Annotated in this window: 11 protein-coding genes; 10 read left to right on the top strand and 1 reads right to left on the bottom strand. The window is 60.4% G+C overall.

All coding sequences use genetic code 11. The annotated features are described in order from the left end of the window. The first annotated feature begins 128 nt into the window (after nt 1–128). Nucleotides 129–4,268, top strand: a complete 4,140-nt coding sequence (gene rpoB, locus XB14_RS10580) for a DNA-directed RNA polymerase subunit beta (RefSeq protein WP_077961507.1) — start codon at nt 129–131, stop codon at nt 4,266–4,268. Nucleotides 4,269–4,453: 185 nt separating this feature from the next. Next, on the top strand, nt 4,454–8,659 hold the full coding sequence (gene rpoC, locus XB14_RS10575; protein ID WP_077961506.1) for a DNA-directed RNA polymerase subunit beta': 4,206 nt from the start codon (nt 4,454–4,456) through the stop codon (nt 8,657–8,659). A 115-nt stretch (nt 8,660–8,774) separates the two neighbouring features. On the opposite strand, the gene XB14_RS10570 is transcribed toward rpoC, so the two are convergent. Then, entirely contained in the window at nt 8,775–9,071 is a 297-nt protein-coding gene (locus XB14_RS10570) for a hypothetical protein (protein WP_034795498.1), read from the bottom strand. A 568-nt stretch (nt 9,072–9,639) separates the two neighbouring features. Here XB14_RS10570 and rpsL point away from each other — a divergent pair. The 8 genes from rpsL (at nt 9,640) to XB14_RS10530 (ending at nt 16,317) form a co-directional block, all read left to right on the top strand. Continuing rightward, nucleotides 9,640–10,011 carry a 30S ribosomal protein S12 gene (rpsL, locus tag XB14_RS10565; protein WP_003507760.1) on the top strand — a complete coding sequence of 124 codons (372 nt, stop codon included), beginning with the start codon at nt 9,640–9,642 and terminating at the stop codon, nt 10,009–10,011. 77 nt (nt 10,012–10,088) lie between these two features. Next, complete coding sequence (gene rpsG / locus XB14_RS10560) at nt 10,089–10,559, top strand: 30S ribosomal protein S7 (protein WP_043626305.1); 471 nt, start codon at nt 10,089–10,091, stop codon at nt 10,557–10,559. A gap of 33 nt (nt 10,560–10,592) precedes the next feature. Beyond that, nucleotides 10,593–12,692 (top strand): elongation factor G, encoded by a 2,100-nt coding sequence (gene fusA / locus XB14_RS10555; RefSeq protein WP_077961505.1) that lies wholly within the window; start codon nt 10,593–10,595, stop codon nt 12,690–12,692. A 71-nt stretch (nt 12,693–12,763) separates the two neighbouring features. After that, nucleotides 12,764–13,939: an elongation factor Tu gene (gene tuf, locus XB14_RS10550; protein WP_034795467.1), complete on the top strand. Its 1,176-nt coding sequence runs from the start codon at nt 12,764–12,766 to the stop codon at nt 13,937–13,939. Nucleotides 13,940–14,259: 320 nt separating this feature from the next. Continuing rightward, nucleotides 14,260–14,568: a 30S ribosomal protein S10 gene (gene rpsJ / locus XB14_RS10545; protein ID WP_003507767.1), complete on the top strand. Its 309-nt coding sequence runs from the start codon at nt 14,260–14,262 to the stop codon at nt 14,566–14,568. Between the two features lie 139 nt (nt 14,569–14,707). Then, nucleotides 14,708–15,394 (top strand): 50S ribosomal protein L3, encoded by a 687-nt coding sequence (gene rplC, locus XB14_RS10540; RefSeq protein ID WP_065776811.1) that lies wholly within the window; start codon nt 14,708–14,710, stop codon nt 15,392–15,394. Nucleotides 15,395–15,406: 12 nt separating this feature from the next. Beyond that, on the top strand, nt 15,407–16,027 hold the full coding sequence (rplD, locus tag XB14_RS10535) for a 50S ribosomal protein L4 (protein ID WP_034795521.1): 621 nt from the start codon (nt 15,407–15,409) through the stop codon (nt 16,025–16,027). Beyond that, the gene (locus XB14_RS10530) at nt 16,024–16,317 is read left to right on the top strand and encodes a 50S ribosomal protein L23 (RefSeq protein ID WP_034795524.1); all 294 of its coding nucleotides are present in this window, start codon (nt 16,024–16,026) and stop codon (nt 16,315–16,317) included. Before rplD ends, XB14_RS10530 begins: the two co-directional genes overlap by 4 nt. Nucleotides 16,318–16,331 lie beyond the last annotated feature (14 nt).

The following is a 16,331-nucleotide window of genomic DNA, read 5'->3' as shown; positions in this document are numbered from 1 at the left end:
CACAGCAATCCGCGCTGAGCGTTTTCCGTTAGCTGGACGAGATTGAACTACTCATTGATTGATGGGGTCGACTGGCCATCGGTTCCCGTCCGTTGCAGGCCCGGATGCAAGATTGACAAGGAGCGACGATGGCTCAGACCCTTTCGTTTAACGGTCGCAGGCGCGTACGCAAGTTTTTTGGTAAAATTCCAGAAGTCGCAGAAATGCCGAACCTCATCGAGGTTCAGAAGGCATCCTACGACCAGTTTCTGATGGTAGAAGAGCCCAAGGGCGGTCGCCCTGACGAAGGGCTCCAAGCTGTTTTCAAGTCCGTTTTCCCGATCAAGGATTTCTCGGGCGCATCGATGCTTGAATTCGTTTCCTACGAATTCGAGCCGCCGAAGTTCGACGTCGAGGAATGCCGTCAGCGCGATCTGACCTACGCAGCGCCGCTCAAGGTGACGCTGCGCCTCATCGTATTCGATATCGACGAGGATACCGGCGCGAAGTCGATCAAGGACATCAAGGAACAGAACGTCTACATGGGCGACATGCCGCTCATGACCGACAACGGTACCTTCATCGTCAACGGCACCGAGCGCGTCATCGTTTCGCAGATGCACCGTTCGCCGGGCGTGTTCTTCGACCACGACAAGGGCAAGAGCCATTCGTCGGGCAAGCTTTTGTTTGCAGCGCGCGTCATCCCGTATCGCGGTTCCTGGCTCGACATCGAGTTCGACGCCAAGGACATCGTTCACGCCCGTATCGACCGCCGCCGCAAGATTCCGGTGACCTCGCTGCTGATGGCGCTCGGCATGGACGGCGAAGAGATCCTCGACACCTTCTACACGAAGTCGCTCTACCAGCGCGACGGCGAAGGCTGGCGCGTGCCGTTCCAGCCGGATGCGCTGAAGGGCCAGAAGGCGATCACCGACATGATCGACGCCGACACCGGCGAAGTCGTTGTCGAGTCCGGCAAGAAGCTGACGCCGCGCCTGCTGCGCCAGTTGCAGGACAAGGGTCTGAAGGCGCTCAAGGCGACCAATGACGACCTGTACGGCAACTATCTTGCCGAAGACGTCGTCAACTTCGCAACCGGCGAGATCTACCTCGAAGCCGGCGACGAGATCGACGAGAAGACCCTCCCGCTGATCCTGTCGGCAGGTTTCGACGAAATCCCGGTCCTCGACATCGACCACATCAATGTCGGCGCCTACATCCGCAACACGCTGACCGCCGACAAGAACGAGAACCGCCAGGACGCTCTGTTCGACATCTACCGCGTCATGCGTCCGGGTGAACCGCCGACCATGGATTCCGCGGAAGCCATGTTCAACACGCTGTTCTTCGATGCCGAGCGCTACGACCTTTCGGCCGTCGGTCGCGTCAAGATGAACATGCGCCTCGACCTCGAAGTCGCCGACACCGTGCGCATCCTGCGCAAGGAAGACATCCTGGCCGTCGTCAAGATGCTCGTCGAGCTGCGTGACGGCAAGGGCGAGATCGACGACATCGACAACCTCGGCAACCGTCGTGTTCGCTCGGTCGGCGAACTCATGGAGAACCAGTACCGTCTCGGCCTGCTCCGCATGGAGCGCGCGATCAAGGAACGCATGTCCTCGATCGAGATCGACACTGTCATGCCGCAGGACCTGATCAACGCGAAGCCGGCGGCCGCCGCCGTTCGCGAGTTCTTCGGTTCCTCGCAGCTGTCGCAGTTCATGGACCAGGTGAACCCGCTTTCGGAAATCACCCACAAGCGCCGTCTTTCGGCTCTTGGCCCGGGTGGTCTGACCCGCGAGCGCGCCGGCTTCGAAGTCCGCGACGTTCACCCGACCCATTACGGCCGTATTTGCCCGATCGAAACGCCGGAAGGCCCGAACATCGGTCTGATCAACTCGCTCGCAACCTTCGCCCGCGTCAACAAGTACGGCTTCATCGAAAGCCCGTACCGCAAGATCGTTGACGGCAAGGTGACGAACGACGTCGTCTATCTCTCCGCAATGGAAGAGGCGAAGTACCACGTCGCCCAGGCCAACTCGGTTCTCGAAAGCGATGGTTCGTTCGCTGAAGAGTTCGTCGTTTGCCGTCACTCCGGCGAAGTTATGCTGGCGCCGCGCGACAACATCAACCTGATGGACGTTTCGCCGAAGCAGCTCGTTTCGGTCGCCGCGGCGCTCATCCCGTTCCTTGAGAACGACGACGCCAACCGCGCACTGATGGGCTCGAACATGCAGCGTCAGGCCGTGCCGTTGCTGCGCGCTGAAGCGCCGTTCGTCGGCACCGGCATGGAGCCGGTCGTTGCCCGTGACTCCGGTGCTGCGATCGCGGCCCGTCGTGGCGGTGTCGTCGACCAGGTTGACGCGACCCGTATCGTTATCCGCGCCACCGAAGACCTCGATCCGTCGAAGTCGGGCGTCGATATCTACCGTCTGCAGAAGTTCCAGCGTTCGAACCAGAACACCTGCGTCAACCAGCGCCCGCTGGTTACCGTTGGTGACGTTCTGAACAAGGGCGACATCATTGCCGACGGCCCGTCGACCGACCTCGGCGATCTGGCACTCGGCCGCAACGCGCTCGTCGCGTTCATGCCGTGGAACGGCTACAACTACGAAGACTCGATCCTGCTTTCCGAGCGGATCGTGCGCGACGACGTGTTCACCTCCATCCACATCGAAGAATTCGAAGTGATGGCGCGTGACACCAAGCTCGGTCCGGAAGAAATCACCCGCGACATTCCGAACGTTTCGGAAGAAGCGCTGCGCAACCTCGACGAAGCCGGTATCGTTTACATCGGTGCTGAGGTTCAGCCGGGTGACATCCTCGTCGGCAAGATCACGCCGAAGGGCGAAAGCCCGATGACGCCGGAAGAAAAGCTTCTGCGCGCCATCTTCGGCGAGAAGGCTTCCGACGTCCGCGACACCTCGATGCGCATGCCTCCGGGCACCTTCGGTACCGTCGTCGAAGTTCGCGTCTTCAATCGCCACGGCGTTGAGAAGGACGAACGCGCGATGGCGATCGAACGCGAGGAAATCGAACGCCTCGCCAAGGACCGCGACGACGAACAGGCGATCCTCGACCGCAACGTCTATGCACGTCTCGTCGACATGCTGCGTGGTCACACCGCCGTTGCCGGCCCGAAGGGCTTCAAGAAGGGCACTGAGCTTTCGAACCTCGTCGTCAGCGAATACCCCCGCTCGCAGTGGTGGATGTTCGCCGTCGAAGACGAAAAGGCTCAGGGCGAGATTGAAGCTCTGCGTGCCCAGTACGACGAATCCAAGTCGCGCCTTGAACAGCGCTTCATGGACAAGGTCGAGAAGGTCCAGCGCGGCGACGAAATGCCTCCGGGCGTCATGAAGATGGTCAAGGTCTTCGTCGCTGTGAAGCGCAAGATCCAGCCGGGCGACAAGATGGCCGGCCGTCACGGCAACAAGGGTGTCGTTTCGCGTATCGTGCCGATCGAAGACATGCCGTTCCTGGAAGACGGCACGCATGTCGACGTCGTTCTGAACCCGCTCGGCGTGCCTTCGCGCATGAACGTCGGCCAGATCCTCGAGACGCATCTTGGCTGGGCTTGCGCCGGCATGGGTCAGAAGATCGGCGCGATGCTCGATGCCTACAAGGCAGGCGCCGACATCCAGCCGCTGCGCGACACCATCGACAGCGTCATCGGGTCGGGCCCGAAGGGCGAGCCGATCAAGCAGTACGACGACGAGTCGATCGTGCGCCTGGCCGAGCAGACCCGTCGCGGCGTTTCGATCGCAACGCCGGTCTTCGACGGTGCTGTCGAAGCCGACGTCAACGAGATGCTGGAGCAGGCGGGCCTGAAGGTAACCGGTCAGTCGACGCTTTACGATGGCCGTACCGGCGATCAGTTCGACCGTCAGGTGACCGTGGGCTACATCTACATGCTGAAGCTCAACCACCTTGTCGACGACAAGATCCACGCCCGTTCGATCGGTCCGTACTCGCTCGTCACCCAGCAGCCGCTGGGCGGTAAGGCGCAGTTCGGCGGTCAGCGCTTCGGGGAAATGGAAGTCTGGGCGCTCGAAGCCTACGGCGCCGCCTACACCCTGCAGGAAATGCTGACGGTCAAGTCGGACGACGTTGCCGGTCGTACCAAGGTCTACGAAGCGATCGTCCGTGGCGACGACACCTTCGAAGCGGGCATTCCGGAGAGCTTCAACGTTCTCGTCAAGGAAATGCGCTCGCTGGGCCTTTCGGTCGAGCTCGAAAACTCGAAGGTCGACGAGGCAGGCGGGGCGCAATTGCCCGACGCAGCCGAGTAAGAAGACCCAAGGTGCGTGCCGCTCCAAGCGGCGCGCACCGTTTCCGCCTGGAGACGCTGACGTCTCCGGCAGGAACGAAGCCGCAGCCAATGCGGTTTTAGCTGTTTATGGGGCAGGGGCCGGCGCCCGGGATTTGTCGGCACCCTCGCCAAGCTCAGGGCGTAAAGCCCGTAAAGGAGACAGGCATGAACCAAGAGGTCATGAATCTTTTCAATCCGCAGGTGCCTGCACAGACCTTCGATTCCATCCGGATTTCGATCGCCTCGCCGGAGAAGATTCTTTCCTGGTCTTACGGTGAGATCAAGAAGCCGGAGACGATCAACTACCGCACGTTCAAGCCGGAACGCGACGGTCTGTTCTGCGCGCGTATCTTTGGCCCGATCAAGGACTACGAGTGCCTGTGCGGCAAGTACAAGCGCATGAAGTACAAGGGCATCATCTGCGAAAAGTGCGGCGTCGAAGTCACGCTGTCGCGCGTTCGCCGTGAGCGCATGGGCCACATCGAGCTCGCAGCTCCCGTTGCCCACATCTGGTTCCTGAAGTCGCTGCCGAGCCGCATTTCGACGCTGCTCGACATGACGCTGAAGGATGTCGAGCGCGTTCTCTACTTCGAAAACTACATCGTCACCGAGCCGGGTCTGACGTCGCTGAAGGAAAACCAGCTCCTCAGCGAAGAAGACTACATGCTCGCCGTCGACGAGTTCGGCGAAGACCAGTTCACCGCCATGATCGGCGCCGAAGCGATCTATGAGATGCTCGCTTCGATGAACCTGGAAAAGATCGCTGGCGACCTGCGCGCCGAGCTCGCTGAGACGACCTCGGATCTGAAGCAGAAGAAGCTGATGAAGCGGCTGAAGATCGTCGAGAACTTCATGGAATCCGGCAACCGTCCGGAATGGATGATCATGAAGGTCGTTCCGGTGATCCCGCCGGACCTGCGTCCGCTCGTGCCGCTCGACGGCGGCCGTTTCGCGACGTCGGATCTGAACGATCTCTACCGCCGCGTCATCAACCGTAACAACCGTCTGAAGCGCCTGATCGAACTGCGCGCTCCGGGCATCATCATCCGCAACGAAAAGCGCATGCTGCAGGAATCTGTCGATGCGCTGTTCGACAACGGCCGTCGCGGCCGGGTCATCACCGGCGCCAACAAGCGTCCGCTGAAGTCGCTGTCCGACATGCTCAAGGGCAAGCAGGGCCGCTTCCGTCAGAACCTGCTCGGCAAGCGCGTCGACTATTCCGGCCGTTCGGTCATCGTGACCGGTCCGGAACTGAAGCTGCACCAGTGCGGTCTGCCGAAGAAGATGGCGCTCGAGCTGTTCAAGCCGTTCATCTACGCCCGTCTTGACGCCAAGGGCTTCTCGTCCACCGTCAAGCAGGCAAAGAAGCTCGTTGAAAAGGAAAAGCCGGAAGTCTGGGATATCCTCGACGAGGTCATCCGCGAGCATCCGGTTCTCCTGAACCGCGCGCCGACGCTGCACCGCCTGGGCATCCAGGCCTTCGAACCGACCCTGGTCGAAGGCAAGGCGATCCAGCTGCACCCGCTCGTCTGCACGGCCTTCAACGCCGACTTCGACGGTGACCAGATGGCCGTTCACGTGCCGCTGTCGCTCGAAGCGCAGCTCGAAGCACGCGTGCTGATGATGTCGACGAACAACATTCTGCACCCGGCAAACGGCGCGCCGATCATCGTTCCGTCGCAGGACATGGTTCTCGGCCTCTACTACTTGTCGATCCTGAACCAGAACGAGCCGGGCGAAGGCATGGCGTTCTCGGACATGGGCGAGCTGCATCACGCGCTCGAAACCAAGTCCGTGACCCTGCATGCCAAGATCCGTGGCCGCTTCAAGACCGTCGACGCCGAGGGCAACCCGGTTTCGAAGATCTATGAAACCACGCCTGGCCGTATGATCATCGGCGAGCTGCTGCCGCGCAACGTCAACGTGCCGTTCGACATCTGCAACCAGGAAATGACCAAGAAGAACATCTCCAAGATGATCGACACGGTCTACCGTCACTGCGGCCAGAAGGACACGGTCATCTTCTGCGACCGCATCATGCAGCTCGGCTTCGCCCATGCCTGCCGCGCCGGCATTTCGTTCGGCAAGGACGACATGGTTATTCCGGACACCAAGGCGAAGATCGTCGGCGACACCGAAGCGCTGGTCAAGGAATACGAGCAGCAGTACAACGACGGTCTCATCACCCAGGGCGAAAAGTACAACAAGGTTGTCGACGCCTGGGGCAAGGCAACCGAAAAGGTCGCCGACGAGATGATGGCCCGCATTAAGGCGGTGGAGTTCGACGACAACGGCCGTCAGAAGCCGATGAACTCGATCTACATGATGTCGCACTCCGGCGCCCGCGGTTCTCCGAACCAGATGCGTCAGCTGGGCGGCATGCGCGGCCTGATGGCCAAGCCCTCGGGCGAGATCATCGAGACGCCGATCATCTCGAACTTCAAGGAAGGCCTGACCGTTAACGAGTACTTCAACTCGACGCACGGTGCCCGTAAGGGTCTGGCAGACACCGCCTTGAAGACCGCGAACTCCGGTTACCTGACCCGTCGTCTCGTCGACGTCGCGCAGGACTGCATCGTCAACTCCGTCGATTGCGGCACCGAGAACGGTCTCACCATGACGGCGATCGTCGATGCCGGTCAGGTCGTGGCCTCGCTCGGCGCGCGTATCCTTGGCCGTACGGCCCTGGACGACATCGATCACCCGGTCACGGGCGCTCGCATCGTCGATGCCGGTCGCATGATCCTCGAAGCCGACGTCATCGAGATCGAGAAGGCTGGTATCCAGTCGATCCGCATCCGTTCGGCGCTGACCTGCGAAATCCAGACGGGCGTTTGCGGCGTCTGCTATGGCCGCGACCTGGCACGTGGTACGCCGGTCAACATGGGCGAAGCGGTCGGCGTTATCGCCGCACAGTCGATCGGTGAACCGGGCACCCAGCTCACCATGCGTACCTTCCACTTGGGTGGTACGGCGACCGTGGTTGACCAGTCGTTCCTGGAAGCCTCGTACGAAGGTACGGTCCAGATCAAGAACCGCAACATGCTGCGCAACTCTGACGGCGTTCTCGTCGCCATGGGCCGCAACATGGCCGTCCAGATCCTGGACGAGCGCGGCGTCGAGCGGTCGTCGCAGCGCGTCGCTTACGGTTCGAAGATCCTCGTCGACGATGGTGACAAGGTGAAGCGCGGTCAGCGTCTCGCCGAGTGGGACCCCTACACCCGTCCGATGATGACGGAAGTGGAAGGTACCGTTCACTTCGAAGACGTCGTCGACGGCATCTCGGTTCTGGAAGCGACCGACGAATCGACCGGCATCACCAAGCGTCAGGTTATCGACTGGCGGTCGACGCCGCGCGGTACGGACCTGAAGCCGGCGATCGTCATCAAGGACAAGAACGGCGCCGTCGCGAAGCTTTCGCGTGGCGGTGACGCTCGCTTCATGCTCTCGGTCGACGCCATTCTGTCGGTCGAGCCGGGCACGAAGGTCAGCCAGGGTGACGTGCTTGCACGTTCGCCGCTGGAAAGCGCCAAGACCAAGGACATCACCGGTGGTCTGCCGCGCGTTGCCGAACTGTTCGAAGCTCGTCGTCCGAAGGATCACGCCATCATCGCTGAGATCGATGGTACGATCCGCTTCGGCCGCGACTACAAGAACAAGCGTCGCGTCCTGATCGAGCCGGCGGAAGACGGTGTCGAGCCGGTCGAATACCTGATCCCGAAGGGCAAGCCCTTCCATCTTCAGGATGGCGACTACATCGAAAAGGGCGACTACATCCTCGACGGCAACCCGGCGCCGCATGACATCCTGGCGATCAAGGGCGTGGAAGCACTTGCTTCCTACCTGGTCAACGAAATCCAGGAAGTCTACCGACTGCAGGGCGTTGTCATCAACGACAAGCATATCGAGGTGATCGTCCGTCAGATGCTGCAGAAGGTTGAAATCACCGACGCCGGTGACTCGACCTACATCGTCGGCGACAACGTCGACCGCATCGAGCTCGAAGACGTCAACGACGGCCTGATCGAACAGGGCAAGAAGCCGGCTTACGGCGATCCGGTCCTGCTCGGCATCACCAAGGCCTCGCTGCAGACGCCGTCGTTCATCTCGGCAGCGTCGTTCCAGGAGACCACGAAGGTCCTGACGGAAGCCGCGATCGCCGGCAAGACCGACGGCCTGCAGGGTCTGAAGGAAAACGTCATCGTCGGCCGTCTGATCCCGGCCGGTACCGGTGGCACGATGACCCAGATCCGTCGCATCGCAACTGCGCGCGACGAAATGATCCTGGAAGAACGTCGTCGTGGCACGGGTGCGGATGTCGCAACGCCGATGCTTGCCGATCTCGCCAACGAGAACGCGGCGGCCGAATAATCGGGGAGGGCGGTCTCGCCCCCTTGGCCCCTAAAAGGAAGCCGCCGGGAGTGATCCCGGCGGCTTCTTCGTTTGCAATGCATTGTCGCAGGCGGCGGACTTCGGTTCCGGCTTTTCAGCTGAAACGGATGATCGCGACTTCGCCTTCGAGTGCGCCCTGATAGGCCGACGCGTGCGGCTCTTCGCTCGGAACGTCGGTCAGTGTGCCGATCTGGTCCAGGTCGGCCTCGAGAAAACCCTCTTCGGCAAGCGCGTTCAGCGCTTCGCGCACCGCGGTGTCGTCGTCGGGCGCCTTGAGCATCACGTGAATGTCGACGCCGTCCTCGTCGCCGTCCGTCTCGTAGGCCTTGCCGATGATGATGAACACCATCGGTTCGTCCGGGGCATTGTCGTTGTCTGGGGTGACGGCCATTTTGTTTCCTTTCGAATGGGCTTGGCGCGACATTAGCGTCCTTTTTGATCCAGCGCGATGGAAATGCGGCGGCTGGCCGAGCGCTTCCGGCGGCAGCGACTCGATGGCGGTGGAAAACCCCCATAAAGTGGTTGCCGATTCCTTAATCCCGTCAGACACTCGGGGCAAGGAAGGGCAAACGAGGCGGGCGCCAGGCGCCAAACCATGTGTAAAAGCCTTGTTTTTCAGGCATGCCGGGCGAGTACGTCCGGGAATATTTCTTAATTGCCCTTGACTGTTGGCCTTGAAATCAGTACACCCCGCCGCATCGGAGCCCATGTGAGGCTGGCTGGTTCGGAACGTCGCGTTCTGAAGTTCGCCTCAAACAAGGTTCGAAACGCACGCTGACGACTACAATGCTGCACGCAAGACGCACACGATAGTGCGTCCTCTGCTTTATTTGGGGCCATCTGCGGAAAAGGCGGATCGGCCCTTGTTTTGCGCATTTCATGAGGCGTTCGAAACTGCCGGCGACGGCAACGATCCGCCCGCAAGGGTAATGTGACAAGATTTTGCAAGGGATGGGTATATGCCTACCGTAAACCAGCTGATCCGTAAGCCTCGTCAGGCACAGGTAAAGCGCAACAAGGTTCCTGCTCTGCAGGAAAACCCGCAGAAGCGTGGCGTTTGCACCCGCGTTTACACGACGACCCCGAAGAAGCCGAACTCGGCTCTGCGTAAGGTTGCCAAGATTCGCCTGACGAACGGCTTCGAAGTCATCGGCTACATTCCGGGTGAAGGCCACAACCTTCAGGAACACTCGGTTGTGATGATCCGTGGCGGCCGCGTTAAGGACCTTCCGGGTGTTCGTTACCACATCATCCGCGGTGTTCTCGATACCCAGGGCGTCAAGAACCGCAAGCAGCGCCGTTCGAAGTACGGTGCGAAGCGTCCGAAGTAATTCGGTTCCGAAAATCCCGGCGCTGCGCGAGGTCCTCCGCGTGGTAGAGCGCTAAATAGTTTGAAGAGACGAGAAGTATGTCCAGACGTCATAGAGCAGAAAAGCGTGAGATCAACCCGGATCCGAAGTTCGGTGATCTGGTTGTCACGAAGTTCATGAACGCGATCATGCTGCACGGCAAGAAGTCCGTCGCTGAAAGCATCGTTTACGGTGCGTTCGATGCGGTTCAGACCAAGCTGAAGCAGGAGCCGATCGCTGTTTTCCATTCCGCGCTCGACAACATCGCGCCGCACGTCGAAGTGCGTTCGCGCCGCGTTGGTGGTGCAACCTACCAGGTTCCGGTCGATGTTCGTCCGGAGCGTCGCCAGGCCCTCGCCATCCGCTGGCTGATCACGGCTGCACGCAAGCGCAACGAAACGACCATGGTTGATCGCCTCTGCGGCGAACTCATGGACGCAGCGAACAACCGTGGTAGCGCCGTGAAGAAGCGCGAAGACACGCACAAGATGGCTGATGCCAACCGTGCGTTCTCGCATTATCGCTGGTAATTCTGGCGCGAACGTCTCAAGAGGCAGTCCACTATGGCACGCGAATATAAAATCGAAGACTACCGTAACTTCGGTATCATGGCGCACATCGACGCCGGCAAGACCACGACGACCGAGCGCATCCTTTACTACACCGGCAAGTCCCACAAGATCGGCGAAGTCCACGACGGCGCCGCTACTATGGACTGGATGGAGCAGGAGCAGGAACGCGGCATCACGATCACGTCTGCTGCGACGACCACCTTCTGGAAGGGCCGTGACGGCAAGACCCGCCGCTTCAACATCATCGACACCCCCGGCCACGTCGACTTCACCATCGAAGTCGAGCGTTCGCTGCGCGTTCTCGACGGCGCTATCGCGCTGCTCGACGCCAACGCCGGTGTTGAACCGCAGACGGAAACCGTCTGGCGTCAGGCGGAAAAGTACAACGTTCCGCGCATGATCTTCTGCAACAAGATGGACAAGACCGGCGCGGACTTCTACCGCTCGGTCGAGATGATCAAGACCCGCCTGGGTGCGATCGCCGTCGTCATGCAGCTGCCGATCGGCGCTGAAACCGAATTCAAGGGCGTTATCGATCTGATCGAAATGAACGCTCTCGTCTGGCGCGACGAGTCCCTCGGCGCGCAGTGGGATGTTGTCGAAATCCCGGACGACATGAAGGACAAGGCTGAAGAATATCGCGAGAAGCTGATCGAGACCGTTGTCGAGATCGACGAAGCTGCGATGGAAGCCTACCTCGAAGGCAACATGCCCTCGAACGACAAGATCCGCGAACTCGTTCGCCGTGGCACCATCGACGTGAAGTTCCACCCGATGTTCTGCGGTACCGCGTTCAAGAACAAGGGCGTTCAGCCGCTTCTCGACGCCGTCGTTGACTACCTGCCGTCGCCGCTCGACATTCCGGCGATCAAGGGTATCGACGCGAAGACCGAAGCTGAGATCGAGCGTCACGCTGATGATGCCGAGCCGCTCTCGATGCTGGCGTTCAAGATCATGAACGACCCCTTCGTCGGTTCGCTGACCTTCGCCCGCATCTACTCGGGCAAGCTCGAAAAGGGCTCGTCGGTCATGAACACGGTCAAGGACAAGCGCGAGCGCGTCGGCCGCATGCTGCAGATGCACTCGAACAGCCGCGAAGACATCGAAGAAGCCTTTGCAGGCGATATCGTTGCTCTGGCCGGTCTCAAGGAAACCACCACGGGTGACACGCTCTGCGACCCGCTGAAGCCGGTTATCCTCGAGCGCATGGAGTTCCCGGAACCGGTTATCCAGATCGCGATCGAGCCGAAGTCCAAGGGCGACCAGGAAAAGATGGGCCTCGCGCTCAACCGCCTGGCAGCTGAAGACCCGTCGTTCCGCGTCAAGACCGACCAGGAATCCGGCCAGACGATCATCGCCGGCATGGGCGAACTTCACCTCGACATCATCGTCGACCGCATGCGTCGCGAGTTCAAGGTTGAAGCCAACGTCGGTGCTCCGCAGGTTGCCTACCGCGAAACCATCACGCGTCAGCACGAAGAAGACTACACGCACAAGAAGCAGTCCGGTGGTACCGGTCAGTTCGCGCGCGTCAAGCTCGTGTTCGAACCGAACCCGGATGGCGAAGATTTCGTCTTCGAATCCAAGATCGTCGGCGGTGCTGTTCCGAAGGAATACATCCCGGGCGTTCAGAAGGGTATCGAAAGCGTTCTGTCTTCGGGTCCGCTCGCTGGCTTCCCGATGCTGGGCGTCAAGGCGACCCTCATCGACGGCGCATTCCACGACGTCGACTCGTCGGTTCTGGCCTTCGAAATCGCATCGCGTGCTTGCTTCCGTGAAGCGGCCAAGAAGGCTGGTGCACAGCTTCTCGAGCCGATGATGAAGGTCGAAGTCGTAACGCCGGAAGACTACGTCGGCGACGTTATCGGCGACCTGAACTCCCGCCGTGGCCAGATCCAGGGCCAGGAATCGCGTGGCGTTGCCGTTGTGATCAACGCAAACGTTCCGCTGGCGAACATGTTCAAGTACGTCGACAACCTGCGCTCCATGTCCCAGGGCCGCGCGCAGTACACGATGACCTTCGATCACTACGCGCCGGTTCCGTCGAACGTCGCGCAGGAAATTCAGGCGAAGTATTCCGGTCAGAAGTGACCGGAATACCCACACGCTGACAGAGATTAAGAGTTTTCCCCGGTAAGGGGATAGAAAACGGAGAGCCGGAAATGGCAAAGAGCAAATTTGAGCGCAACAAGCCGCACGTTAACATTGGCACGATTGGCCACGTTGACCATGGCAAGACGTCGCTGACCGCAGCGATCACGAAGTACTTCGGCGAGTTCAAGGCGTATGACCAGATCGACGCCGCTCCGGAAGAAAAGGCCCGTGGTATCACCATTTCGACGGCCCACGTTGAGTACGAGACGCCGAACCGTCACTACGCTCACGTCGACTGCCCCGGCCACGCCGACTACGTCAAGAACATGATCACCGGTGCAGCGCAGATGGACGGCGCGATCCTGGTTTGCTCGGCTGCTGACGGCCCGATGCCGCAGACCCGCGAGCACATCCTGCTCGCCCGCCAGGTTGGCGTTCCGGCAATCGTCGTGTTCCTCAACAAGGTCGACCAGGTTGACGACGCCGAGCTTCTCGAGCTCGTCGAGCTGGAAGTTCGCGAACTTCTGTCGTCCTACGAATTCCCGGGCGACGACATTCCGATCATCAAGGGCTCGGCGCTTGCTGCTCTTGAAGATTCGGACAAGAAGATCGGCGAAGACGCGATCCGCGAGCTGATGGCAGCTGTTGACGCCTACATCCCGACGCCGGAGCGTCCGATCGACCAGCCGTTCCTGATGCCGATCGAAGACGTGTTCTCGATCTCGGGCCGTGGTACGGTTGTGACCGGTCGCGTTGAGCGCGGCATCGTCAAGGTCGGCGAAGAAGTTGAAATCGTCGGCATCCGCGACACGTCGAAGACGACGGTTACGGGCGTTGAAATGTTCCGCAAGCTGCTCGACCAGGGCCAGGCCGGCGACAACATCGGCGCGCTGATCCGTGGTGTTAACCGTGACGGCGTCGAGCGTGGCCAGATCCTGTGCAAGCCGGGTTCGGTCAAGCCGCACAAGAAGTTCATGGCTGAAGCCTACATCCTGACGAAGGAAGAAGGCGGCCGTCATACGCCGTTCTTCACCAACTACCGTCCGCAGTTCTACTTCCGCACGACGGACGTGACGGGCATCGTGACGCTGCCGGAAGGCACGGAAATGGTCATGCCGGGCGACAACGTCACCGTTGCCGTCGAGCTGATCGTTCCGATCGCGATGGAAGAAAAGCTGCGCTTCGCGATCCGCGAAGGCGGCCGTACCGTCGGCGCAGGCATCGTTGCCTCGATCGTCGAGTAATCGACGAGACTGAGGGCGGGAAGACACAAGGGGCATGTGCTATGCGCCTTGGACATACCCGCCCCTAAAGATTTAGTTGGTCGCACGGCTTGCCGAAGACGACGAAATAGTGCAAATGGCGCCCACGCGTGATTTGCACGGTGCTTCGACGTTGTGCGCTCACAAAAAGACAGGCCGGCCACGGCCGCTCAAATAGGAAGGGGCAGGGGAAACCCTGTCCCTCCGATCTTTGAAAAATTAGCGGACTGGCCGAAATTAAACGAAGTTCACTGCGTGTTTTTCCACGGAAACCGCAAGTAACCCGAACAAGGATAAGTCGTATGAACGGCCAGAACATCCGCATCCGCCTCAAGGCGTTTGATCACCGGATCCTCGACGCCTCGACGCGCGAAATCGTGTCGACTGCAAAACGCACCGGTGCCAGCGTGCGCGGTCCCGTACCGCTGCCGACGCGCATTGAAAAGTTTACGGTCAACCGCTCGCCGCACGTCGACAAGAAGAGCCGTGAACAGTTCGAAATGCGCACCCACAAGCGCCTTCTCGATATCGTAGACCCGACCCCGCAGACCGTTGACGCGCTGATGAAGCTCGACCTGGCCGCCGGCGTCGACGTGGAAATCAAGCTTTAATAAACAAGGAAGGTACGTGGACCCCGGTCCAACGGCTTCCAAAAACGGGCGACCTCAAGATCGGATGATCTCGAGGAAACCTTAAACCAGAGATGTGAGGGGGCTCGCTCCGTCACTAACTCTCAAGAGGAATGAACCGATGCGTTCAGGTGTGATTGCACAGAAAGTGGGAATGACCCGCGTCTATAACGACGCCGGTGAGCATATCCCGGTTACAGTTTTGAAGCTGGAGAACTGCCAGGTGGTAGCCCAGCGCACGGAAGAAAAGAACGGCTACGTAGCTGTCCAGCTCGGTGCTGGCCGCTCCAAGGTCAAGAACACGCCGAAGGCGATGCGCGGCCACTTTGCTGCGGCCAACGTCGAGCCGAAGGCGAAGCTCGTCGAGTTCCGCGTTTCCGCGGACAACCTGATCGACATCGGTCTCGAACTGACGGCGAACCATTTCGTTGCCGGTCAGCTCGTCGACGTCACCGGTACCACGATCGGTAAGGGCTTTGCCGGCGCCATCAAGCGCCACAACTTCGGCGGTCTGCGTGCAACGCACGGCGTTTCCGTATCGCACCGTTCGCATGGTTCTACCGGTTCCAACCAGGATCCGGGCCGCGTTTGGAAGGGCAAGCGCATGGCTGGCCACATGGGCCAGACCCGCGTTACCACTCAGAACCTCGAAGTCGTATCGACCGATGAAGACCGCGGTCTGATCCTGGTCAAGGGCGCTGTCCCCGGCTCCAAGGGTGCCTGGATCGTCGTTCGTGACGCCATCAAGTCGGGCACCCCGGAAGGCGCTCCGCGTCCGGCCGCTGTGCGCGCCGAAGCATCGAAGTAAGGGAGCCGAATAATGGATCTCAACGTCAAAACCCTCGAGGGCAAGGACGCGGGAAAGGTTTCCCTTTCTGACGCCATTTTCGGCCTCGAACCCCGTGAAGACATCATTGCCCGCGTCGTTCGCTGGCAGCTCGCCAAGAAGCAGCAGGGCACGCACAAGGCCAAGGGCCGCGCTGAAGTTTCCCGCACCGGCGCCAAGATGTACAAGCAGAAGGGTACGGGCCGCGCCCGCCACCACTCCGCTCGTGCTCCGCAGTTCCGTGGCGGTGGCAAGGCCCATGGCCCGGTTGTTCGCAGCCACGCCCATGACCTGCCGAAGAAGGTTCGCGCTCTCGGCCTGCGCCATGCGCTCTCGGCCAAGCTGAAGGCTGAAGAGATCATCGTCATCGACGATCTCGTTGCCAAGGAAGCCAAGACCAAGGCTCTCGCCGGCGTATTCGCCTCGCTCGGCCTCACCAACGCTCTCATCATCGGCGGCGCCGAGATCGAGAACAACTTCAAGCTCGCAGCCCAGAACATCCCGAATGTGGACGTTCTGCCGGTTCAGGGCATCAACGTTTACGACATTCTGCGCCGTGGCAAGCTCGTGCTTTCCAAGGCTGCCGTGGAAGCTCTGGAGGAGCGGTTCAAATGACGGATCTTCGCCACTACGACGTGATCGTGTCTCCCTCGATCACTGAAAAGTCGACGCTGGTTTCCGAACAGAACCAGGTCGTCTTCAACGTCGCCAAGGACGCTTCGAAGCCTGAGATCAAGGCTGCTGTCGAAGCTCTGTTCGGCGTCAAGGTTACGGCCGTGAACACGCTGGTCCGCAAGGGCAAGACGAAGCGTTTCCGCGGTTTTGCCGGAAAGCAGAAGGACGTGAAGAAGGCGGTCATCACGCTCGCCGACGGTCAGTCCATCGACGTCTCCACCGGTCTCTAACGGATAGGCCCATT

This window comes from Ensifer adhaerens, assembly GCF_002007205.1.
GTDB lineage: Bacteria > Pseudomonadota > Alphaproteobacteria > Rhizobiales > Rhizobiaceae > Ensifer > Ensifer adhaerens_D.
This window is presented reverse-complemented; position numbering and strand designations above follow the sequence as displayed.